Raw genomic sequence first — 22,087 nt, 5'->3', positions numbered from 1 at the left:
TGGACACCTCCGACGATGTGGAGGAGACTGTGGATTCCCAATAGCGAGAATCATATTCTCCACCAGGTTTTCCATCATGTTCTCCATGTACTCCATGTTCTCCAGCGAGGAGGCCGTTCGTGGCGAGGGACGTGCGGACCGACCACGGGGTCGGGCAGTTGAGGCCGGTGGTCGAGGGCCTGCTCGTCGGGGCTCTCCTCACCGGAGCCGTGCTGGTCGGAGCGGTGCTGGCCGGGGTCTTCGTGCTCGGGGGCCCGGATGCTGTTTGAGTTCGATGCCGAACAGCGGCTGTGGCAGGACACCGTGCACAAGGCCGTCCTCAAGGAGTGCCCGCCGACGCTGGTGCGCGCCGTCGCCGACGCGGGCGCCGACCCGTCGCCGCTGTGGCGGGTCTACGCCGATCTGGGCTGGACCGAGCTGACCGACCCCGCCGACGCGGTCGAGCTGGCGATCGTCCTGGAGGAGCTCGGCCGGGCCACCGACCCGACGCCCTACCTGGCCACGCTCACCCAGTTCGGCCCGCTCGCCCCCGGGTACGCCGACCCCGACCAGTCCGGCGCCGCCGTCCACACCGGGATCACCGCCACCCCCGAGGGCGACGGCTGGGTGCTGGACGGCACCGCCCGGCATGTCCTCGACGGGGACCGGGCCGACCTGCTCGCCGTGGTCACCGACGCCGGCGTCTTCGTGGTCCCCGCCAGCGAGGCGACCGCCGTGCGCACTCCTGCCTTCGACCCGGTCCTGCACCTCGCCGACGTCACCCTCGCGCAGGTGCGGGTCGGGGCCGGCGCCCGGACCGCGGCGGACCCGGAAAGGGCCCGGCACATCGCCCTCACCGGCATGGCCCTGACCATGGTGGGCGCCTGCCGGCGGGCCCTCGACCTGGTTCTCGACCACGTCCGCACCCGGCACCAGTTCGACGCCCCGATCGGCTCCTTCCAGGCCGTGCAGCACAAGGCGGCCGACATGCACGTCGCCCTCGAACGGGCCCGCGCCCTCGCCTACTTCGCCGCGCTGACCGTCGCCGAGGACGACCCCCGCCGCCGTATCGCCGCGTCCATGGCGAAGGCGTCGGCGGGGGAGTGCCAGTCCGTGGTGTTCCGCAACGCCGTGCAGCTGTTCGGCGCGATGGGGCACACCTGGGAGAACGATCTGCAGTTCGCCGTCAAACGGGCCAAGGCGGGTGAGCTGATGCTGGGCGGCGCCGCCGAGCACCGGGCACTGATCACCGAGGCACAGCTCGCGGGGGAGGTGTCATGAAGCTGTCCTTCGACACCGAGGTCGAGGAGTTCCGCGCCGAGTTCGCCGCCTTCCTCGACGCCAACCTGCCCACCGAGGCCGAGGCCGCCGAACGGTCCCGCTCCACCGCCCACCTCCCCGAGTGGGCCCGCCGCTGGCAGCGCCTCCAGTTCGACGAGGGCTGGCTGCTGCCCGGCAACCCGCCCGAGTTCGGCGGCCGCAACGCGGGCGTCATCCAGCAGTTCGTCCATCGCGAGGAGCTGTCCCGGCGCCGTATCTGCCACAGCTTCAACCCGCAGGGCGTCGGCATCATCGCCGCCTCGCTGCTCTCCTTCGGCACCGAGGAGCAGAAACACCGCTGGGCCGTGCCCATCCTGCGCGCCGAGCTCACCGCCGCCCTCGGCATGAGCGAACCCGGCGCGGGATCCGACCTCGCCTCCCTGCGCACCCGCGCCGAACTCGACGGCGACCACTTCACCGTCAACGGGCAGAAGGTCTGGACGTCCGGCGCGCACGACGCCGACGTGCTGCTCACCTTCGTCCGCACCGACCCGGACGCGCCCAAGCACAAGGGCATCAGCGTCCTGATCGTCCCCACCGACACCCCGGGCGTGACCCGCCGCCCCTTCGCCTCCTACACCGGCCCCGACCACAAGGACTTCAACGAGGTCTTCTTCGAGAACGTCCGTGTCCCGGCCGAGAACCTCGTCGGCCCCCTCAACCAGGGCTGGCGGGTGGCGAACGGCTCGCTCGGGCACGAACGCACCCTGATGTGGCTGGGCGAGGCGGAGCGGCTGGAGGCAGCGGTACGCGACTTCCGGCCGACCAACGCCCTGGACAAGGACTGGTACGCCACCCTCGTCATGGACCTCCAGGCGCTACGGCTGCTCGGCTCGGCCGCGCTCGCCCGCGCCGCCCGCGGCGAACAGGACGTACCGGCGCTGTCCGTGCTGAAGGTGTTCGGGTCCGAGGCCGCGCAACAGGCCCTGGAACACGTCCTGGACGCGGCCGGCGCGGACGGCCTCGACCATCCGGCGCCGACCGCGCCGTACCACCACATGGCCTTCGACGACGACTCCGCCAGCTGGTTCCACCGCTACGCCCGCAGCTTCGGCGGCACCATCGCCGGCGGCACGTCCGAGATCCAGCGCACGATCATCGCCGAGCGGGTGCTCGGTCTGCCCCGACGCTGAGGAGACACCCGTGCACATCCTGTACGAGGTCAAGGACCGTATCGCCACCATCACCCTGAACCGCCCCGAGGTCGCCAACGCCCAGAACATGGACCTGCTCGACGAACTCGACGCCGCGTGGACGCGGGCCGCCGAGGACGAGGAGGTGAAGGTGATCGTGCTGCGCGCCGAGGGGAAGCACTTCTCCGCTGGGCACGACCTCAAGGACCGCTGGCCGGCGCCCAAGGAGATCACGCTGGAGTGGATCTACCGGGCCGAGAACCGCCGGTATCTGGAATACACGCTGCGCTGGCGCAACGTGCCGAAGCCGTCCGTCGCCGCGGTCCAGGGCCGCTGCATCGCCGGCGGGCTGATGCTGTGCTGGCCGTGCGACCTGATCGTGGCCGCCGAGGACGCCCTGTTCTCCGACCCCGTCGTCACCATGGGCATCGGCGGCGTCGAATACCACGGCCACACCTGGGAGTTGGGGCCGCGCAAGGCCAAGGAGATCCTCTTCACCGGGCGCCCGCTGACCGCCGAGGAAGCCGAGAAGGTCGGCATGGTCAACCGGGTCGTACCGCGCGCCGAACTGGACGACGCGGCGCGTGAACTCGCCGAGCAGATCGCCGCGATGCCGGCCTTCGGACTGCGCCAGGCCAAGCGCGCCGTCAACCAGACCCAGGACGTACAGGGCTTCTACGCCGCCATCCAGTCCGTCTTCGACATCCACCAGACCGGCCACGGCAACGCGCTGAGCGTCAGCGGCTATCCGGTCCTGGCGAAACTGGACGAAATGAAGGAGAAGCTCCGCTAGCCCCGCCGCTCCCTCACCAGTCCCGCGTGGCGATCAGCTCCACCACGTCCGCGCCCGGGAACCCGTAGGCCGAGCGCACCTTGCTCGACGAGTGGGCCTAAGCCCGCCCCTACCCATCAGAAACAGAGCGTCGGGTCGAGTTCCCAGCCTCACAGGGCAGTACGCCTAGCCCTGCCCCACCAAGCTCTGTGTGCCCAGCACCGAGATCAGCTGCAGCTTCTCCGCGGCCTCCGTGCCGGGTTCGGCCGAGTAGACGAGGATGTGGAGGTCGTTGCCGTCCACGCGGAGCAGGTCGCAGTCCAGGGTCAGCAGGCCCACCTGGGGATGCTCGATCGTCTTGCGGGAGGCCTCCAGGCGGCCGACCACCCCCTCGTCCCAGAGCTCGGCGAACCGCTCGCTCTTCGTGCGCAACTCAGCGATCAGGCGCTGGAGTTGGCGGTCCGCGGGATAGTGCGCGTGCGTCGCCCGAAGTTCCGCGACCAGGCCCACCTCGAAGGCGCGGTGCTCCTCCGGCGTGTGCCGGACCCGGGTCGGCCAGCCCGTGAAGTTGCGCCACACACCGTTGCGTTCGAAGCCGCGCAGGCCGGACGGATCGCCCATCAGCGCCGCGTACATCGGATTGGCCACCAGCAGGTTCATCGCCGCGTCGGAGACGCCGACGGGCGTGTCCACCAGCCGGTCCAGCAGCCGCTGCACACTCGGCGACAGATACCCCGGCACCACGTCGGGACCGGGAGGCACCAGCTCCGCCAGCCGGAACAGATACTCCCGCTCGTCCCCGGACAGCCGCAGCGCCCGCGCCAGCGCCTCGACGACCTGCACGGACGGGTTCACCGCACGGCCCTGTTCGAGCCGCGTGACGTAGTCGACCGAGATCCCGGCCAGCAGGGCCAGCTCCTCGCGCCGCAGCCCCGCCGCGCGCCGCTGACCGCCCGAGGGCAGCCCCGCCGCGTCCGGGGAGACCCGGTCGCGCCAGCGCCGCAGCGCCTGTCCCAGTTCCGTGGCAGCCATGCCTCCAGTGAACACCGCCGGCCGCCCCGGTGCCTGGTACCGCCGGTCCCAGGAAGAAGGGACTTCTGGCTGCCCGCGGCGGCGCGACGCAGGCTGGACGCATGACGACAACACTGATCACCGGAGCGAACAAGGGCATCGGCCGCGAGACCGCCCGCCGACTCGTCGAAGCAGGTCACACCGTGTACGTCGGCGCCCGCGACGCCGAACGCGGACGGCGGGCCGCCGAGGAACTGGGCGCACGGTTCGTCCTCCTCGACGTCACCGACGACGCCACCGTCGAGGCCGCGGCCAAGACCGTCGAGGCCGCCGGCGGCCTCGACGTACTGATCAACAACGCCGGCATCGAGACCAGGACCGAGGACAACGGCGTGCCGGTCGCCGCGACCGTCACCGGCGACCAGATGCGGAACACCTTCGAGACGAACGTCTTCGGCGTCGTCCGCGTGCTGCACGCCTTCCTGCCCCTGCTGGAGCGCTCGGCCGCGCCCGTCGTGGTCAACGTCAGCAGCGGCCTCGCCTCGCTGACCCACCTCTCCGACCCCGACCACCCCGCGCACTTCTACCCGGGCATCGCCTACCCGACCTCGAAGGCCGCGGTCAACATGCTCACCGTGCAGTACGCCAAGGCCTTCCCGGGCATGCGGATCAACTCCGTCGAGCCCGGCTTCACCAGGACGGACCTGAACGGCAACACAGGCACCCAGACCGTCGAGGAGGCCGCCGAGATCATCGTCCGGATGGCGCAGGTCGCGCCCGACGGCCCGACCGGCGGCTTCTTCGACATCAACGGCCCGCTGCCCTGGTGACTCACAGCTGGACCAGCCGGGGCGCCGCGCCCTCCGCGCGCAGCAGCGCCCCGGCCTCCCGCGTCAACTCCCGTGCGCTGCCCAGCAGTCCGTCCAGTACGACGGCCCGGCGCACATGCCGGTGCAGCGGGTGCTCGGCGGTGAACCCGATCCCGCCCAGCACCTGCTGGCAGTGCCGGGCCGCCGTCAGCGCCGCCTGCCCGGCCGCCGCCTTGGCCAGCAGCGAACCCAGGCCGTCCTCGGCGACCGCGAGGACGGCCTCGGCGCCCTCCAGCGCCACAAGGGTCTCCGCGAGCCGGTGCCGTACCGCCTGGAACGAGGCGAGGGGCCGGCCGAACTGGACGCGGTCCAGGGCGTGCCCGCGGGCGAGCGTCAGCATGGCCCGCCCGGTGCCGAGGAGCCACCAGCCGACGGCACGGCGGCCCGCGGCCACGGGCACGGGACGGCCGGCCGGCAGGAGCCGCAGGGGCAGCTCCTCGTCCAGCCCGGCGCCGGGCGCCGTAGCGCCCTGTCCCCACTCCACCCACCGGCCGCCCGCATACGGCAGGGGCACCGCGCCGACCACATCGGTGAGCACCGAGGCATGCGCTCCCGTCTCGCCGAGCAGCCGGAACACGGTCGGTACCGCCACCTCCGGATACTCGGCGAGCAGCTCCCGCCATCCCAGCTCCAGGAGGGCGGTGTCCAGGGCGGGGCCGGAGGCCACCGTGGTCATCGTCTTGCGGAGCGTCTCGGTGAGGAGCTCCACCTCGGCGGGGTCCATGGTCAGTCCCTCCCCAGGTCGAGCAGGCGGCGGGCGATGATGTTGCGCTGGATCTCGGCGGTGCCGCCGTAGATGGTGGCCGCCCGCGCGTAGAGGTACTCCGAGCGCCAGGGCGACCCGGTCAGCTCCACGACCCCGGGCAGCAAGTCCCGTACCGTCTCGAAGAGTTGTTGCTCCGCGGTGGCCAGCAGCACCTTGTCGACGGAGGTCTCCGGGCCCAGCGCGGCCCCGTCCGCCAGCCGCCGCTGGGTCGCGTGCGAGCGGCAGCGGACCGTGTGCAGGGCGAGGTAGGCGGCGCCGAGGGCCGCGTCGTCCGGGGCCTCGGTCTGGTCGAGCAGGCGGTCGAGGCGGGTGTAGAGGTGGGCGACGCGGTGCCAGAAGCAGGTGGAGCGCTCGTGCGGAAGCAGGTCCATCGCCAGGCGCCAGCCGTCGCCGGGGCGGCCGAGCATCCGGTCGGCGGGCACGATCACGTCGTCGAAGAAGACCTCGGCGAACTCGTCCACGCCGTGCATCGTGCGCAGCGGACGGACGGTGATGCCCGGGGTGTCCATGTCGACGAAGAAGGCGGTGATGCCGTCGTGCCCGGGCGCGGTGCGGGTGAGCAGGACGCAGCGGGCCGCGTACTGGGCGAGGCTCGTCCACACCTTCTGGCCGTTGACCACCCAGTGGTCGCCCTGCGGGACGGCGCGGGTGGTGAGGGAGGCGAGATCGCTGCCCGAGCCCGGCTCGGAGAAGCCCTGGCACCACTGCTCCCGGCCGCTCAGCAGCAACGGGACCATTTCGGCGGCCAGATCGGGACTGGCGTAGGAGATGAGCGTCGGGGTGAGGACCTCGACCATGGAGTATATGCCGGGCTCCGCGAGGCCGCGGGTGGCGACCTCCTCGCCGAGCACCGCCCGGAGGACGGCGGGGCCGCCGAGCCCGCCGACCCGCTCCGGCCAGCCGTACCGCATCCAGTCCGCGTCGAACAACGCCCGGCGCACCCGGGCCAGTTGGGCGACCTGCGCGTCCAGCGAGCGATCGGGGCCCGGGGCGAGGTCGTGCTCGTCGAGCCAGGCCTGGACGGCGGTGCGGAACTCCGCCGCCGTGGTGAAGGCGCTCATACGCCGGGGAGTTCGAACGCGTGCGGGCGCCCCGAGTCGTGCGCGCCGCTGCGGCGGATGAAGGTCATGGCCCGTGTGCGCAGCCGCCAGCCGTCGGCGGTGCGGACGTAGGTGTCGTCGTAGTAGCCGATGCGCATGTCGTGCGTGGCGTGGTCGACGAAGCACAGCGGCTGGGTGCCGCTCGCGGTGTCCCCGGACAGCTCGACGAGCGGTGTGCCGGTGAGGAACAGGCCCTTGGGGGCGGCGGCCACCAGGTCGGGGAAGTCGGTGAGCGGATAGGTGTCGCCGAACGCGCTGTACGTTCCGTCCGGGGTGAAGACCGTGAGGAGCCCGTCGATGTCGCCCCGGGTGATGGTCACCGCGTAACGGGCGAGGAGCTGCTGGATCTCCACGAGGTCGTCGGTGGTGGCGTCACTTGCCACGGGCACTCCTTCTCTCCGCACGCTCGCGCGCGTCGTGTTCGGGCCGGATGCCGAAGGTGTTGAAGGCCGTCGCCATCAGGCCGTACGCCCCCACGGTGAACACCAGGTCCATCAGCTGGTGCTCGGACAGCCGCTCGGCGAGGGCGGCCCAGGTGGCGTCCGAGACGTCGTGGCCGTCCTCCAGCTCGTCGACGGCGCCCAGGACCAGGCTCTCCAGCGGATCCGCCGCCTTGCCCTGCCCGGCCGCCTCGATCTCCGCCTCGGTCAGGCCCAGCTGCTGGGCCGCGTGGAAGTGGTGGGTCCACTCGTAGGCGCAGTCGCGGCGCCTGGCGACCCGCAGGACCACCAGCTCGCGCAGGCGGTCCGGCAGCGTCGAGTGGACCAGGAAGTACGTACTGAACGGGAGGAACGCCCCGGTCAGGTCGGGATGGCGGACCAGCGTGGAGAGCATGCTGCCAGCCGCCTCGGCGTTGCGCATGCTGCGGGGGAGCAGGGCGGAGAGGACGTCACGGGTGCGGTCGGTCCACTGGTCGGCCGGGAGTGGGGGGAGGCGGGGCGGCATGCGGGCTCCCTCGGTGTGGATCAGTGCTATGTCACATAGCACTGAGAATGGCATTCTCATTTCCGACTGTCAGATTTTCACCCCCGCCGCCACCCCGTCAACCATCACGCCCGCAGCTTCCCGAAGTCCCAGCTGACGACCTTCTCCGGCCGCAGTCGCAGCCACCCGTGCCGGCCGTCGTACCGGAAGTCGCCGCCGCCCATGTACTTCTCGGCGAAGAGCCGCTCCGGCTCGGCGAGCTCCGTCACCGCCGCACCCTTCCGCGGCACCTCCCCGACCACCTCCGCGCTCCCGAGCAGCTCGACGCCCCGCAGCTGGAGGAACTCGAACCCCCCGTCGTCGACCAGCACGCTGAGCCGCGGATCGCGCCCCAGGTCGGTCCAACGCTGGCTGCGGGTGAGGGAGTTGAGCCAGAGCGCGGTTCCGTCCCAGACGAACCAGAGCGCGCCGGCATGCGGATGCCCGCCGGGGCCGACGGTGGCCACGCGGCAGATGGGTCGGCTGCGCAGAAAAGTGTCCTGTTCTTCGCCGGACATGGCGATGGCGGTACCCCTGCGTTGACCGGGCATGATTCCTCCCGCTCTCGTGTGAATGCCTAATTCTCCTGCGCGACAGGTTGCTTCTCATCTAGTGAGAAGCTACTTTCCACCGCAGGCAGGGCCATGGCAAGCAGAGCCTGTGACACCCAGAAGAGATGGGGAGCCGTGAGTCTTTTCCATGAGGACCGGCTGTTGATCGACGGGGAGCTCGTGGCTGCGGGGCGCAGCTTCGAGACCGTCGATCCGTCCACCGGGAAGGTGCTGGGGACGGCGTCCGACGCGGAGGCCGGCCATGTCGAGGCGGCCGTCGCGGCCGCCCGCCGGGCCTTCGACACGACCGACTGGATGCGCGACCGCGAACTGCGGCTGCGCTGCCTGCGCCAGTTCTACGACGCGCTGCACGAACACCGCGAGGAACTGCGGGAGTTGACCATCGCCGAGGTGGGCGCGCCCCGTCAGCTCACCCACGGTCCCCAGCTCGACGAGCCGATCGAGATGGTCAAGTACTACGCCTCCCTGCTCGAACGCTACGAGTTCCGCGAGGAGTTGCCCGAGCTGGAGAGCCGGGGCCTGACCCACCGCCGCTGGGTGGAGAAGGAGGCCTCCGGGGTCGTCGCGGCCATCCTGCCGTACAACTTCCCCAACCAGCTGGCCATCGCCAAGCTCGCCCCCGCGCTCGCCGCCGGCTGCACGGTGGTGCTCAAGGGCGCCCCCGACACGCCGTGGACGACCCTCGCGCTCGGCCGGATCATCGCCGAGGAGACCGACATCCCCGCAGGGGTCGTCAACATCCTCACCTCCGCGGGACCGGAGACCGGGCAGCTGCTCACCACGCATCCCGGCATCGACATGATCACCTTCACCGGGTCGACCCCGGTCGGCAAGGCGATCATGGCGGCGGCCTCGGCGAGCCTGAAGCGGGTGTTCCTGGAGCTCGGCGGCAAGTCCGCGATGATCGTCCTGGACGACGCCGACTTCGCGACCGCCGCCATGTTCACCGCGTTCACCATCTGCTCCCACTCCGGACAAGGCTGCGCGCTCACCTCACGGCTGCTGGTCCCGCGCGACAAGCACGACGAGATCGTCGGCCTGGTCGCGGCGATGCTCGGCAAGGTGCGCTACGGCGACCCGGCCGACCCGAAGACCAACATGGGCCCGCTGATCAGCGAGAAGCAGCGCGCCAAGGTGCACGGCATGGTCGAGCGGGCGGTCGCCGCCGGGGCCCGCCTGGTGACCGGCGGGCGGCCCGCCGAGCGCGAGGGCTTCTTCTACGAGCCGACGCTGCTCGCGGGCGTCGACCCGGACTCCGAGATCGCCCAGGAGGAGGTCTTCGGGCCGGTGCTCGCCGTCATCGCGTACGACGACGATGACGACGCCGTCCGGATCGCCAACGGCACCGCGTACGGGCTGTCCGGCGGGGTGATGGGCGCCGACGAGGAGCGGGCGACCGCGGTGGCCCGGCGGATCCGCAGCGGCACGTTCAGCATCAACGGGGGCAACTACTTCGCCGCCGACGCCCCGTTCGGCGGGTTCAAGGAGTCCGGTATCGGACGCGAGATGGGTGTGGCGGGGCTGGAGGAGTTCCTCGAGCTCAAGACCTTTGCCGTGCCGGTCGGCTGACCGAGCGCGCGGCAGTCCGGGGAACACCACCGAGGAGGCACCCCGTGAGAGTCCAGGCAATACCGGCCGCCCTGGCGGCGGCCGCGCTGCTGGCCGTCGCCGGATGCGGCGGTCACGACAGCGCGGGTGACGCGAGCGACGGCGACGCGTCCCCCACCAAGGCCGCACAGCAGGCCACGAGCGGCGACTTCGGCGACCTGAAGAAGGTCTGCGGACCGGGGGACGCGAAGAGCGCGACCGCCCAGGGCGTCACCGCCGACACGATCAAGCTCGGTGTCATGTCCGACGTCGGCTTCACCAAGAACTCCGAATTCGGCGACACCGCCAAGGTGTTCACCTCCTGGTGCAACGCGGCCGGCGGCATCAACGGCCGCAAGATCGAGGCCACCGTCCACGACTCCAAGCTGATGGAGGTCCGCCAGCGGATGCTGGAGGCCTGCAAGTCGGACTTCGCGCTGGTCGGCGGCGGCTCCGCCCTTGACGCCCTGGGCGTCCAGGACCGGCTGAAGTGTCTGCTGCCCGACTTCCCGGCCCAGGTCAGCCAGATCCAGAACCAGGGCTCCGACCTGCAGCTCAACGCCACCGGCGGCGCCTCGTACGACCGCTACCCCGGCTACTACCAGTGGCTCCTGAAGACCGCCTACCCCAAGTCCGCCTCAGCCGTCGGCACCATCGCGGGCGACGCCGCGGTCAGCAAGGTCATCGACGCGCGCGCCCAGGAGAGCCTCAAGGCCGCCGGCGCCAAGATCACGTACCACGATCTCTACCCGGCCGCCGGAGTCTCCGACTGGACGCCGTACGCGCAGTCCATCAAGAGCAAGGGCGTCAAGGGCCTGGTCTTCCTCGGGGACTTCGCGAGTCTGTCCAAGCTGGAGCAGGTGCTGACCGGCATGAACTACAAGCTGGACTGGATCGACGCCAACAACAACGCGTACGGTCCCGCCTTCCTCCAGCTGGCCGGCAAGTCCCTCGACTACCAGAACAACTTCGCCGACCTCAGCGGCGTGTACCCGCTGGAGAAGGCCGCCGACAACCCGGCGACCGAGCAACTCGTCACCCTCTTCAAGAAGTACGCGCCCAACGCCCAGCCGACGCTGCCCGGCGTACGGGGCTTCGCGTCCTGGCTGCTCTTCGCCAAGGCCGCCTCCTCCTGCGGCGACCAGCTGACCCGCACCTGCCTGTACAACGCGGCCCGCAAGGAGACCGCGTGGACCGGCGGCGGACTGCTCGCCCCCGTCGACCTGTCCAAGGCCGACGCCCCGCTGACCTGCTTCAACGTCGAGAAGGCGACCTCGAAGGGGTGGGTGCCGGCCGACTTCCAGCCCAATGACGGCGCCTACCGCTGCAACGAGTCCCCGTACAAGTTCAAGGGGAACTACGGCAAGCCCCTCACCCTCGCCGACGTCGGCAAGAGCATGAGCGATGTGAAGTAGATGGAGCAGTTCCTGACCTTCGGGATCGTCGGCCTGAGCACCGCCGCCATCTACGCGGTCATCGGCAGTGGCCTGGTGCTCACCTACGTCACCACCGGCGTGTTCAACTTCGCGCACGGCGCGGCGGGCATGCTGGCGGCGTTCTGCTACTGGCAGTTCACCGTCGGCTGGGGCTGGCCGGTCCCGGTGGCCCTGGCGGTGGTGCTCCTGGTAATCGCGCCGGGGTTCGGCCTCGTCGTCGAACGGGTCCTCATGCGGCCCGTGCAGCGGCTCGGCGAGGCCGAACGGCTGGTGATGACGGTGGCGCTGCTCAGCGGCGCCATCGCCGCCGCCCGCTGGATCTGGGACCCCGACGTCCCCCGCCCGCTCTCCGTGTTCCTCGCCGACAAGAAGCCCTTCCACCTCGGCCCGGCCACGATCACCTGGCACCAGGCGATCACCATGACGGTCGCGGTGGCGGTCGCGGCCGGCCTGTGGTTCCTGCTCAACCGCACCCGTACGGGCGCCGAGATGCGGGCCACCGTCGACGACCGCGCCCTGGTCCGGCTCACCGGCGCCGACCCGGTCCGGGCCGGACGCGTCGCCTGGATCCTCGGCACGCAGCTCGCCGCGATCGGCGGCATCCTCATCGCCCCGACCGTCGCCCTCGACGCCTCCCAGCTCTCCCTGCTGATCGTCAGCGCCTACACCGCCGCCGTCTTCGGCCGGCTGCGCAGCCTGCCGCTCACCTTCGCCGGCGCGATCGTGGTCGGCTGCCTGGAGAGCTACCTGACCGGCTACCTCCCGCAGAACCAGTACCTGCCCGGTCTGCGCCTGGCTGCCCCCGCCCTGCTCCTCTTCCTCGCCCTGCTGCTGTTCCGCCACCCGCGCCTGCGCGGCCGCGACCGGCGGCTGGTGCAGGTCCCGGCGCCCAGTCTGCGCGGCACGGCCGTCTTCGCCGCGTCGACCGTCCTGTTCGGCGTGGTCCTGGCCACGGTGCTGGACGAGGCCGACCTGGTCACCTACGGGCCCATCTTCTCTCTGGGCATCGTCGCCCTGTCGTACGTCCCGCTCGCCGGGTACGCCGGGCAGATCTCCCTGTGCCAGCTCAGCATGGCCGGTATCGGTGCCGTCGTGTGGGGACACCTCGGCGCGCACGGCGAGCTGTGGGCGCTGCTCGCCGCGGTCGCCGTGTCCGGGGCGGCAGGGGCGCTGATCGCGGTGCCCGCGCTGCGGTTCTCCGGCGTGTACCTGGCCCTCGGCACGGCGGCGTTCGCGGTGATCCTCGACCGGTGGATCTTCACGCTGCCCTCCTTCCACCTGTTCGGCGTCCGCGTCTCCCTCTTCGACCAGGGCTCGGTGGAGATGACCGGGCCGAACCTGTTCGGACTGCACCTGGACTCCACCGCCGAACTGACCGTTCTCGCCGCCGTGTTCCTCGGCCTCGCCTCGCTGTCCGTCGCCTGGCTGCGGCGCGGCGGCTTCGGACGGCGGCTGATCGCCCTGCGGGACAGCGAGGCGGCGTACGCCACGCTCGGCGGGAACCTGCTGGTGACCAAGGTGCTGGTGTTCGCCCTGTCGGCGGGCATCGCCGGACTCGGCGGCGCCCTCTACGGCATGCAGCAACGCACCATCACCGCCGAGCAGTTCAACCTGGTCGCGGGACTGCCGATCTTCCTGGTCGCCGTCATCGGCGGTCTCGGCGCGGTCGGCAACGGCCTGTTCGCCGGGACCGCCTACCTCGGCCCGAACATCCTGATCGGCGTGGCCTCCTGGACCCAGAACATCGTCACCGTCCTGCCCGCCCTCGCGGGCATGGGGCTCGGCCACAGCCCCGAGGGCATCGTCGCCCGCTTCCGCCGCGAATGGGAGCCGCTCGGCCGCGACCTGATCGCCCTGCCCGCCCTGCTGGGCCTGCTCGCCCTGGGCTGGGTGCTGCGGCTGACGGACGCGATCAACGGCTGGACCTTCCTGATCGGTTCCCTGGTGGCCGCGTTCGCGCTCCGCGCCTGGGCCGCCGCACGCGAGGCCCCGAGGACCGAGCCGGACGTTCCTGTCGAGTGGTGGGGTGTACGGCGCCCATGGCGTCCTGAGGACGGGGAGGTGCTGGTCCGTGCCACTGCTGGAAGTTAGCGCGGTGACCGTCTCCTACGGCGGCAACCGTGCCCTGGACGGCGTCGGGATGAGCGCCGAGCGCGGCGCGGTCACCGGCCTCATCGGACCCAACGGGGCCGGCAAGAGCACCCTGTTCGACGTCGTGTCGGGGCTGCGCAGGCCGCAGGCCGGGCGGGTGGTGCTCGGCGGCCGGGACGTCACCCGGCTCGGGCCCGCCCGGCGCTGCCGGCACGGGCTCGCGCGCACCTTCCAACGCCTGGAGCTCTTCGGCCGGTTGAGCGTCCGCGACAACCTCCTGGTCGCCGCGGAACTCGGCCCCGAGCGGCGCAGGGCGCGACAGATGGCCGACGGCCTCCTCGACCGGCTCGAACTGACCGGCATCGCCGACACCCGCGCCGACAACCTGCCCACCGGCGTCGCCCGCCTCGTCGAGGTCGGCCGCGCCATGGCCGTACGCCCCGAACTGCTGCTGCTCGACGAGCCCGCGGCCGGACAGGACGGGGAGGAGACCGAGCGGTTCGCGGCGCTGCTGCGCTCCCTCGCGGCGGACGGCACCGCGGTCGTCCTGGTCGAGCACGACATGGGCCTGGTGATGGGCGTGTGCGACGAGGTGTACGTGCTCGACCTCGGGAAGGTCATCGCCGTGGGACCGCCCGAGGTCATCCGGAACGACGAGACGGTGCTGGCGGCCTACCTGGGGGACGTGTGAACGCTCTGCTCGAACTGCGCGCCGTGCGCGCGGCCCACGAGGGCATCACCGTCCTGCACGGCGTCGACCTCCGCGTCGGCGCCGGGCAGGTCGTCGCGCTGCTCGGCCCCAACGGCGCCGGGAAGACGACCACTTTGCACGTCGCGGCCGGACTGCATCCGGTCCAGTCGGGCCGACTCGTGCTCGGCGGGCGGGAGATGACCGGCGCCGACCCCCGCGCCCTGGCCCGGGCCGGCGTCTGCCTGATCCCCGAGGGGCGCGGGGTGTTCCCCAACCTCTCGGTGCGCGACAACCTCCTGATGATGACCTTCACGGGCCGCACCCGCGAGGAGATCGAGGAGCTCGCCTTCGACCGCTTCCCGGTGCTGGGCAGGCGCGCCGGACAGATCGCGGGCACCCTCTCCGGCGGCGAGCAGCAGATGCTCGCCCTCGCCCGCGGCCTGGCCACCGACCCCGCCGTACTGCTCCTCGACGAACTGTCCATGGGACTCGCCCCGTTGGTGGTCTCCCGGCTCTACGAGCAGGTCGCCGAGATCGCCCGGCAGGGCGTCGCGGTCCTCGTCGTCGAGCAGTTCGCGGCGGCCGTCCTCGGCATCGCCGACCACGCGGCCGTCCTCGTGCGCGGCCGCATCGAACGCCAGGGCCGCCCCGACGGCGGGCTGCGCGACGAACTGTCCGCCCTCTATCTGGGGAGTTCCGCATGACACCGACCGAGCCGCACACGGACGCGCGCGAGCCGGACACGACAGCCGGCGGGCGCCTCCCGGACTCCCGCGCTGACCGCTTCGTCCGTGAGCTCGCCGACCTGAAGATCCCCGACCCGGCCGCCGCCCGGGCCGGACTCTGGCTGCGCCTCGGCGCCGCCCTGATGGTCGTCGGCCTGGTCCTCGCGGTGTCGGCGTACTTCGTCTCGCACAACACCCAGAACCCGCTCGACCAGCGCGACGGGCTCGCGCTAGGCCTCGGCGGCATCGCGGGGACGGTCGTCGGCGCGGCCCTCTTCCTGCGCTACTCGCTCACCGGCTTCCTCCGCTTCTGGATGGCCCGCCAGTCCTACGACCTCGCCGTGCTCGCCGACCGCCTGTCGGAAAGGGACCTGAACCATGACCTCACCAGCACCGACGCCGCGCCCCGGTGACCAGCTCGCCAGTACGGTGTGCACCACCCGTGTGGTCGTGGTGCGCGCCCCGGCCGGCCGGCAGCCCGCCCTGACCTGCGGCGGCGCCCCCATGGTGCCCGCCGCCACCGCACCGCCCGCACCCGCCACGGGCGCGGACCCGGTCACCCTCCTCGGCAAGCGCTACGTCGACGCCGAGGGTGCCCTGGAGCTGCTCTGCACCAGTCCCGGAGCCGGCGAACTCGCCTGCGACGGCGTCCCCATGACCATCAAGGCCGCCAAACCCCTCCCGGCCTCCGACTGACCCCCCTCAGCGAAAGGGACCTCGCATGAACAAGGACGACTTGATCCTCATCAGCGTCGACGACCACATCATCGAGCCGCCGGACATCTTCGTGAACCACCTGCCGAAGAAGTACCTGGACGACGCGCCCAAACTCGTCCACCGCGAGGACGGCAGCGACCGCTGGCACTTCCGCGACAACAGCGTCGGCAACGCCGCGCTCAACGCGGTCGCCGGACGGCCCAAGGAGGAGTACGGCCTCGACCCGCAGGGCATGGACGAGATCCGGCCCGGCTGCTACGACGTCCACGAGCGCGTCAAGGACATGAACGCGGGCGGCGTCCTCGCCCAGATGAACTTCCCGTCCTTCCCGGGCTTCTCGGCCCGTATGTTCGCCACCGAGGACTCCGACTTCTCCCTCGCGCTGGTACGGGCGTACAACGACTGGCACATCGACGAGTGGTGCGGCGCCTACCCGGGCCGCTTCATCCCCATGGCCCTGCCCGCCATCTGGAGCGCCGAGCTCACCGCCGCCGAGATCCGCCGCGTCGCCGCCAAGGGCTGCCACTCCATGACCTTCCCGGAGAACCCGGCGGCCCTCGGCTACCCGAGCTTCCATGACCCGTACTGGAACCCGGTGTGGCAGGCCGCCTGCGACACGGGCACCGTGCTGTCGGTGCACATCGGCTCCTCCGGCCGGCTCGCCATCCCGGCCGTCGACTCGCCGCCCGACGTGATGATCACCCTCCAGCCCATCAACCTCGTCCAGGCCGCCGCCGACCTGCTGTGGTCGCGCACCATCAAGGAGTACCCCGACCTGAAGATCGCCCTGTCCGAGGGCGGCACCGGCTGGATCCCGTACTTCCTGGAGCGCGTGGACCGCACCTTCGAGATGCACGCCGCCTGGACCCTCCAGGACTTCGGCGGCAAGCTGCCTTCCGAGGTCTTCCGCGAGCACTTCCTGACCTGCTTCATCACCGACAAACTCGGCGTGAAGCTGCGCAACGACATCGGCATCGACAACATCTGCTGGGAGGGCGACTACCCGCACAGCGACTCGCTGTGGCCGGACGCCCCCGAGCAGCTGCACGGGGTGCTGACCGAGTGCGAGGTCCCGGACGCCGACATCGTGAAGATGACCCACGAGAACGCGATGCGCTGGTACTCCTTCGACCCGTTCTCGCACATCCCGCGCGAGCAGGCCACGGTCGGCGCCCTGCGCAAGGCCGCCGCGGGCCACGACGTCAGCATCCGCCCGCGCAGCCGTCAGCTCACCGAGCCCGTCGACAAGCTGGAGGCCTTCCGGCAGCGGGCCCGCGCGGCCGTAGCGGCGGCGAGCAAGTAGTGGTCCACGACAACGGGCTGTTCGACCTGACGGGACGGTCCGCGCTGGTCACCGGGGCCGCGGGCGGCATCGGCGCCGCCGTCGCGCACGCCCTCGCGCGGGCCGGCGCGGCCGTCCTGGTCACGGACGTCGACGCGACGGCAGCCGCGGCCGTCGCCGGCAAGATCGGCGCGGCCGGGGGCATCGCCGACAGCGCCGGGCTCGACGTACGGGACCGGGGCGCCGCCGAGGCCGCGGTGTCCCGGGCCGCCGCCCTGGCCGACGGGACGCTGCACGTCCTGGTGAACAACGCCGGCGTCACCGCGCCGGCCATGTTCGCCGACCTGGACGAGGACACCTTCCGCCGGCTGCTCGACATCCACGTCCTGGGCACCTTCACCTGCTCGCAGGCCGCCCTGCCGTTCCTGCCCACCGACGGCACCGGACGCATCATCAACGTCACCTCCTCGGCGGGCCTCACCGGCACGCTCGGCCAGGTCAACTACTCGGCCGCCAAGGCCGCGGTCATCGGCATGACCAAGTCGATGGCCCGCGAGTTCGCCCGCAAGCAGATCAAGGTCAACGCCCTGGCACCGCTGGCCGCGACCCCGATGACCGAGACCATCCGCACCAACGAGAAGTTCGCCGCCACCATGCTCGCCCGCATCCCCCTCGGCCGCTGGGCCGAGCCCGAGGAGGTCGCCGGCGCCTTCGTCTTCCTCGCCTCGGACGCGGCCTCCTTCGTCACCGGCCAGGTGCTGCCGGTCGACGGCGGCCTGGTGATCTGATGACCCCCTCGAACCGGCCGGGACCCCTTTCCGGAGTGACGGTGGTGGCCCTGGAACAGGCCGTCTCCGCGCCCCTGTGCACCCGGGTCCTGTGCGACCTGGGCGCCAGGGTCGTCAAGGTGGAGAACCCGGACGGCGGCGACTCCGCCCGGCACATCGACGACGTGGTGAACGGCCTCGCCGCCCACTTCGTGTGGACCAACCGCGGCAAGGAGTCCGTCGCCCTCGACCTCAAGACCGAGACGGGGATGGCGATCCTGCACCGCCTCCTCGACCGCGCCGACGTCCTGGTCTCCAACCTCACCCCGGGCACGACGGCCAAACTCGGCATCGCCCCCGACGACCTGACGACCCGTCACCCGGACCTGATCGCGGTGGAGATCGACGGCTACGGACAGGGCGGCCCGCTCTCCCACAAACGCGCCTACGACCTCCTCGTCCAGGCCGAGTCCGGGGTCTGCGCCATCACCGGCCACCCCGGCGCCCCGGCCAAACCGGGCCCGCCCATCGCGGACGCGAGCACCGGCCTGTACACCGCGCTGTCCATCGTGGCGCTGCTGTACGCCGGTGAGCGCCGGGGCGCGCGCGGCGGTGCCGTCGCGGTGAGTCTGTTCGACACCATGACCGAGCTCATGGGCTATCCCCTGACGTACACCCGGCACTCGGGTGAGGAGCCGGACCCGATCGGCATGAGCTCACCCGCCGTCGCCCCTTACGGCGCCTACCGCACCGCCGACGGGCACACCGTCGTCCTCGGCACCATCAACGACCGCGAATGGCAGCGCCTGGCAAGGGAGTTGCTGAACCGCCCCGACCTCGCCGCCGACGAACGCTTCCGGACCAACCCCGAACGCGTCGAGCACCGGGCCCTCCTCGACGCCGAGATCGGGGCCTGGTGCGCCCGGCACGACCTGGCGCACATCCAGCGGCGCGCCGACGAGACCGGCATCGGCAACTCCCGCTACAACACCCCGAAGGACGTCCTCGCCCACCCCCACCTCGCGGCCCGCGACCGCTGGCGCAGCGTCGACACACCGGCCGGACCGGTACCGGCGCTGCTGCCGCCGCCGGTCATCTCCGGCTACGACCCCCCGATGGGCGCCGTACCCGGACTGGGCGAGCACACGGCGCGGGTCCTGGCCGAACTCGGTGTCACCGAGCCGGAGTTGCGGGGTGACGCGTGACCGACGGCCCCGCACTGCTGACCCACGACCGGGGCGGCGTACGGACCCTGACCCTGAACAGGCCGCACCGGAGGAACGCGGTCGACCGAGCGCTGTGGTCGGCGCTGCGGGACGCGCTCACCCAGGCCGCCCACGACGGGGTACGGGCCCTCGTCCTCACCGGCGCCGGTGGAGCGTTCTCCTCGGGCGCCGACCTCACCGCCGCCGTGGACGACACCCGGCACCCCCTGGACAAGGTGCGCGACCTCAACGAAGTCGCCCTGCTCCTGCACGAGTTGCCCGTCCCGACCATCGCCAAGGTCACCGGTGTCGCGGTCGGCGCCGGCTGGAACCTCGCCCTCGGCTGCGACCTGGTCGTGGCCACCCCGCAGGCCCGCTTCTCGCAGATCTTCACCCGGCGCGGACTCTCCCCGGACTGCGGCGGCAGCTGGCTGCTGCCCAGGCTCGCCGGACTCCAACAGGCCAAGCGGCTCGCCCTGTTGGCCGAGACCGTCGACGCCGAGGAGGCGCGGTCGCTGGGCCTCGTGACCTGGGTGGTGCCCGCCGAGGAGATCGACAAGTACGTCACCGACCTGGCCGACCGGCTCGCAGCGGGCCCACCGGTCGCCCTCGCCCAGACCAAGGCGCTCCTCAACGAGGGCACAGGCAGCACCCTGCGCGAGGCCCTCGCCGGTGAGGCCCGCGCCCAGAGCGTCAACTTCGCCTCGACGGACGTGACGGAGGCGTACGCCGCCTTCGCCGAGAAGCGCGAGCCGCGCTTCACCGGCCGCTGGTACCGACAGGCCCCCGGGGAGGACCCTTCATGCGCGAAGCAGTGATCGTCGAGGCCGTCCGGACCCCGGTGGGCAGACGCGGCGGCGGCCTGTCCGACATGCACGCGGCCGACCTGTCAGCCGTCGTGCTCGGCGCACTCGCCGAGCGCACCGGCATCGACCCTGCGCTCGTCGACGACGTCGTGTGGGGCTGCGTCTCCCAGGTCGGCGACCAGTCCAGCAACATCGGCCGCTACGCCGTCCTCGCCGCGGGCTGGCCCGAGACGATCCCGGGGACCACGGTGAACCGCGCCTGCGGATCGAGCCAGCAGGCCCTCGACTTCGCCGCCCAGGCGGTCATGTCGGGCCGGCAGGACGTCGTCGTCGCGGGCGGCGTCGAGGTGATGAGCCGGGTGCCGCTCGGCTCGGCACGGGCGACCGGAATGCCGTACGGGCCGAAGGTGCTCGCCCGCTACGACGGCTTCTCCTTCAACCAGGGGATCTCCGCCGAGAAGATCGCGCAGAAGTGGGGTTTCACGCGGGGGGAGTTGGACGAGTTCGCGGTGCTCTCGCACGAGCGGGCCGCCGCCGCGCAGGACGTCGGCGCCTTCGACGCGCAGATCGTGCCCGTGGGTGCGGTGACGGAAGACGAGGGCGTACGGCGGACCAGCACGGTCGAGAAGCTGGCCGCGCTCGAGCCCGCCTTCCTCGACGACGGGATGATCCACGCCGGCAACTCCTCCCAGATCTCCGACGGCGCGGCCGCCCTGCTGGTGACGACACCGGAGAAGGCGCGCGAGCTGGGCCTGACGCCGATCGTGCGCCACCGCGCCGGTGCGGTGGTCGGCGCCGACCCCGTGCTGATGCTGACCGGCCCGATCCCGGCGACCGAGAAGGTGCTCGCCAAGGCCGGCGTCGGCCTCCCCGAGATCGGTGTCTTCGAGGTCAACGAGGCCTTCGCGCCGATCCCGCTCGCCTGGCTCGCGGAGACCGGAGCCGACCCGGCGCTGCTCAACCCCCTGGGCGGCGCGATCGCCCTGGGCCATCCGCTCGGGGCGTCCGGCGCGGTCCTGACCACCCGCATGATCCACCACATGCGCGACCACGGGATCCGCTACGGCCTGCAGACCATGTGCGAGGGCGGCGGCACGGCCAACGCCACCCTCGTCGAACTCATCTCCTGACCGGGGGTTGCCTTGCGCCGACAGATCTTCACCGCCGACCACGAGGAATTCCGCAAGCTGGCACGGGAGTTCGTCGCCAAGGAAGTCGTCCCGAACTACGGCGACTGGGAGAAGGCGGGCCGCCTGCCCCGCGAGATCTTCGAACAGCTGGGCTCACTGGGCCTGTTGGGCATGGCGATCCCCGAGGAGTACGGCGGTGCCGGCCTCGCCGACTACCGCTACAACGTCGTCCTCCAGGAGGAGGCGGCCAGGGCGCTGGTCACGCTGGGCACCGTACGCACCCAACTCGACGTCGTGCTCCCGTACTTCCTCGCATACGCCGACGAGGACCAGCGGCAGCGCTGGTTCCCCGGCCTCGCGGCCGGCAAGCTGCTCACCGCCGTCGCCATGACCGAACCCGGCACGGGCTCCGACCTCGCGGGCATCCGCACCACGGCCGTGCGTGACGGGGGCACCTACATCCTCAACGGCGCCAAGACCTTCATCACCGGCGGTCTGCTCGCCGACCTGGTGATCGTGGTGGCCCGCACCTCCAGCGACCCCGACGACCGGCGCGCGGGCCTCACGCTGCTGGTCGTGGAGGACGGCATGCCCGGGTTCACCCGGGGGCGGGTGCTCGACAAGATGGGCATCAAGGTGCAGGACACCGTCGAGCTGGCCTTCGACGACGTGCGCGTGCCGGTGCCGAACCGGCTGGGGGAGGAGGGCGCCGCCTTCGGCTACCTCGGCCACAACCTCCCGCAGGAACGGATGACGGTGGCCGTCGGCTCGGTCGCACAGGCGCGGGCCGCCCTGGAGACGACCGTCGCCTACGTCAAGGAGCGCGAGGTGTTCGGCCAGACGGTGGCGTCCTTTCAGAACACCAAGTTCGAACTGGCCGCCGTGGCGGCCGAGATCGAGGCCGCGCAGACCATGCTGGACCGCGCGGTCCTCGATCTGGTGGACGGCGAGCTCTCCGGCGCCGACGCCGCGAAGGTGAAGCTGTTCTGCACCGAGATGCAGGCCCGGGCCGTGGACCGGTGCCTGCAACTCTTCGGAGGCTACGGGTACATGGCGGAGTACCCGATAGCCCGGCTGTACGCCGACGCGCGGATCACCCGGATCTACGCCGGCACGAGCGAGGTGATGAAGGTGATCATCGCCAAGTCGCTCGGGCTGTGAGGCG

The 22,087-nt window shown here is 71.6% G+C and carries 24 protein-coding genes; 18 read left to right on the top strand and 6 right to left on the bottom strand.

Annotated elements, in window-relative coordinates; all coding sequences use genetic code 11:
- The first annotated feature begins 119 nt into the window (after nucleotides 1-119).
- The 4 genes from MQP27_RS24960 to MQP27_RS24945 are packed head-to-tail and all read left to right on the top strand — an operon-like array spanning nucleotide 120 to nucleotide 3,225.
- A complete protein-coding gene (locus MQP27_RS24960; RefSeq protein WP_242767639.1) occupies nucleotides 120-269 on the top strand; it encodes a hypothetical protein in 150 nt (49 codons plus the stop codon).
- Complete coding sequence (locus MQP27_RS24955; protein WP_242767638.1) at nucleotides 259-1,260, top strand: acyl-CoA dehydrogenase family protein; 1,002 nt, start codon at nucleotides 259-261, stop codon at nucleotides 1,258-1,260. The genes MQP27_RS24960 and MQP27_RS24955 overlap by 11 nt, the downstream gene beginning before the upstream one ends.
- Entirely contained in the window at nucleotides 1,257-2,432 is a 1,176-nt protein-coding gene (locus MQP27_RS24950; RefSeq protein WP_242767637.1) for an acyl-CoA dehydrogenase family protein, read from the top strand. Before MQP27_RS24955 ends, MQP27_RS24950 begins: the two co-directional genes overlap by 4 nt.
- 10 nt (nucleotides 2,433-2,442) lie before the next feature.
- Nucleotides 2,443-3,225, top strand: coding sequence for an enoyl-CoA hydratase (locus MQP27_RS24945; protein ID WP_242767636.1), 783 nt, complete (start codon nucleotides 2,443-2,445; stop codon nucleotides 3,223-3,225).
- Between the two features lie 165 nt (nucleotides 3,226-3,390).
- On the opposite strand, the gene MQP27_RS24940 is transcribed toward MQP27_RS24945, so the two are convergent.
- Nucleotides 3,391-4,236: a helix-turn-helix transcriptional regulator gene (locus MQP27_RS24940; RefSeq protein ID WP_242767635.1), complete on the bottom strand. Its 846-nt coding sequence runs from the start codon at nucleotides 4,234-4,236 to the stop codon at nucleotides 3,391-3,393.
- Nucleotides 4,237-4,337: 101 nt separating this feature from the next.
- Between MQP27_RS24940 and MQP27_RS24935 the strand changes: the two genes are divergently transcribed.
- Nucleotides 4,338-5,045 carry an SDR family oxidoreductase gene (locus MQP27_RS24935; protein WP_242767634.1) on the top strand — a complete coding sequence of 236 codons (708 nt, stop codon included), beginning with the start codon at nucleotides 4,338-4,340 and terminating at the stop codon, nucleotides 5,043-5,045.
- Nucleotide 5,046: 1 nt separating this feature from the next.
- On the opposite strand, the gene MQP27_RS24930 is transcribed toward MQP27_RS24935, so the two are convergent.
- From MQP27_RS24930 to MQP27_RS24910, 5 genes are all read right to left on the bottom strand, one after another.
- A complete protein-coding gene (locus tag MQP27_RS24930; protein ID WP_242767632.1) occupies nucleotides 5,047-5,808 on the bottom strand; it encodes an acyl-CoA dehydrogenase family protein in 762 nt (253 codons plus the stop codon).
- Between the two features lie 2 nt (nucleotides 5,809-5,810).
- The gene (locus MQP27_RS24925) at nucleotides 5,811-6,911 is read right to left on the bottom strand and encodes an acyl-CoA dehydrogenase family protein (protein ID WP_242767629.1); all 1,101 of its coding nucleotides are present in this window, start codon (nucleotides 6,909-6,911) and stop codon (nucleotides 5,811-5,813) included.
- On the bottom strand, nucleotides 6,908-7,333 hold the full coding sequence (locus MQP27_RS24920; protein ID WP_242767627.1) for a nuclear transport factor 2 family protein: 426 nt from the start codon (nucleotides 7,331-7,333) through the stop codon (nucleotides 6,908-6,910). The genes MQP27_RS24925 and MQP27_RS24920 overlap by 4 nt, the downstream gene beginning before the upstream one ends.
- Complete coding sequence (locus MQP27_RS24915; protein ID WP_242767626.1) at nucleotides 7,323-7,895, bottom strand: carboxymuconolactone decarboxylase family protein; 573 nt, start codon at nucleotides 7,893-7,895, stop codon at nucleotides 7,323-7,325. The genes MQP27_RS24920 and MQP27_RS24915 overlap by 11 nt, the downstream gene beginning before the upstream one ends.
- A 104-nt stretch (nucleotides 7,896-7,999) precedes the next feature.
- Nucleotides 8,000-8,431 (bottom strand): pyridoxamine 5'-phosphate oxidase family protein, encoded by a 432-nt coding sequence (locus tag MQP27_RS24910; RefSeq protein WP_242767625.1) that lies wholly within the window; start codon nucleotides 8,429-8,431, stop codon nucleotides 8,000-8,002.
- Between the two features lie 168 nt (nucleotides 8,432-8,599).
- Between MQP27_RS24910 and MQP27_RS24905 the strand changes: the two genes are divergently transcribed.
- The 13 genes from MQP27_RS24905 to MQP27_RS24845 are packed head-to-tail and all read left to right on the top strand — an operon-like array spanning nucleotide 8,600 to nucleotide 22,083.
- Entirely contained in the window at nucleotides 8,600-10,054 is a 1,455-nt protein-coding gene (locus tag MQP27_RS24905; RefSeq protein ID WP_242767624.1) for an aldehyde dehydrogenase family protein, read from the top strand.
- A gap of 44 nt (nucleotides 10,055-10,098) precedes the next feature.
- Nucleotides 10,099-11,487 carry an ABC transporter substrate-binding protein gene (locus MQP27_RS24900; protein WP_242767623.1) on the top strand — a complete coding sequence of 463 codons (1,389 nt, stop codon included), beginning with the start codon at nucleotides 10,099-10,101 and terminating at the stop codon, nucleotides 11,485-11,487.
- A complete protein-coding gene (locus MQP27_RS24895; protein WP_242767621.1) occupies nucleotides 11,488-13,599 on the top strand; it encodes a branched-chain amino acid ABC transporter permease in 2,112 nt (703 codons plus the stop codon).
- On the top strand, nucleotides 13,580-14,290 hold the full coding sequence (locus MQP27_RS24890) for an ABC transporter ATP-binding protein (RefSeq protein ID WP_242767620.1): 711 nt from the start codon (nucleotides 13,580-13,582) through the stop codon (nucleotides 14,288-14,290). Before MQP27_RS24895 ends, MQP27_RS24890 begins: the two co-directional genes overlap by 20 nt.
- Nucleotides 14,287-14,994, top strand: a complete 708-nt coding sequence (locus MQP27_RS24885; RefSeq protein ID WP_242767618.1) for an ABC transporter ATP-binding protein — start codon at nucleotides 14,287-14,289, stop codon at nucleotides 14,992-14,994. Before MQP27_RS24890 ends, MQP27_RS24885 begins: the two co-directional genes overlap by 4 nt.
- Complete coding sequence (locus tag MQP27_RS24880) at nucleotides 14,991-15,428, top strand: hypothetical protein (RefSeq protein ID WP_242767616.1); 438 nt, start codon at nucleotides 14,991-14,993, stop codon at nucleotides 15,426-15,428. Before MQP27_RS24885 ends, MQP27_RS24880 begins: the two co-directional genes overlap by 4 nt.
- Complete coding sequence (locus tag MQP27_RS24875; protein WP_242767613.1) at nucleotides 15,394-15,711, top strand: hypothetical protein; 318 nt, start codon at nucleotides 15,394-15,396, stop codon at nucleotides 15,709-15,711. The genes MQP27_RS24880 and MQP27_RS24875 overlap by 35 nt, the downstream gene beginning before the upstream one ends.
- Nucleotides 15,712-15,736: 25 nt before the next feature.
- The gene (locus MQP27_RS24870) at nucleotides 15,737-17,035 is read left to right on the top strand and encodes an amidohydrolase family protein (RefSeq protein WP_242767611.1); all 1,299 of its coding nucleotides are present in this window, start codon (nucleotides 15,737-15,739) and stop codon (nucleotides 17,033-17,035) included.
- A complete protein-coding gene (locus MQP27_RS24865) occupies nucleotides 17,035-17,802 on the top strand; it encodes an SDR family NAD(P)-dependent oxidoreductase (protein WP_242767610.1) in 768 nt (255 codons plus the stop codon). Before MQP27_RS24870 ends, MQP27_RS24865 begins: the two co-directional genes overlap by 1 nt.
- On the top strand, nucleotides 17,802-18,986 hold the full coding sequence (locus MQP27_RS24860) for a CaiB/BaiF CoA transferase family protein (protein WP_242767609.1): 1,185 nt from the start codon (nucleotides 17,802-17,804) through the stop codon (nucleotides 18,984-18,986). The genes MQP27_RS24865 and MQP27_RS24860 overlap by 1 nt, the downstream gene beginning before the upstream one ends.
- The gene (locus tag MQP27_RS24855; RefSeq protein ID WP_242767608.1) at nucleotides 18,983-19,804 is read left to right on the top strand and encodes an enoyl-CoA hydratase/isomerase family protein; all 822 of its coding nucleotides are present in this window, start codon (nucleotides 18,983-18,985) and stop codon (nucleotides 19,802-19,804) included. The genes MQP27_RS24860 and MQP27_RS24855 overlap by 4 nt, the downstream gene beginning before the upstream one ends.
- Nucleotides 19,789-20,922: a thiolase family protein gene (locus MQP27_RS24850; protein WP_242767607.1), complete on the top strand. Its 1,134-nt coding sequence runs from the start codon at nucleotides 19,789-19,791 to the stop codon at nucleotides 20,920-20,922. Before MQP27_RS24855 ends, MQP27_RS24850 begins: the two co-directional genes overlap by 16 nt.
- Before the next feature lie 12 nt (nucleotides 20,923-20,934).
- The gene (locus MQP27_RS24845; protein ID WP_242767606.1) at nucleotides 20,935-22,083 is read left to right on the top strand and encodes an acyl-CoA dehydrogenase family protein; all 1,149 of its coding nucleotides are present in this window, start codon (nucleotides 20,935-20,937) and stop codon (nucleotides 22,081-22,083) included.
- Nucleotides 22,084-22,087: the final 4 nt, after the last annotated feature.

Origin of the sequence: Streptomyces cylindrosporus (assembly GCF_022698165.1) — a bacterium.
Lineage (GTDB): Bacteria > Actinomycetota > Actinomycetes > Streptomycetales > Streptomycetaceae > Streptomyces > Streptomyces cylindrosporus.
The sequence above is the reverse complement of the archived record's forward strand: the minus strand, read 5'-3'. Positions and strand labels throughout refer to the sequence as shown.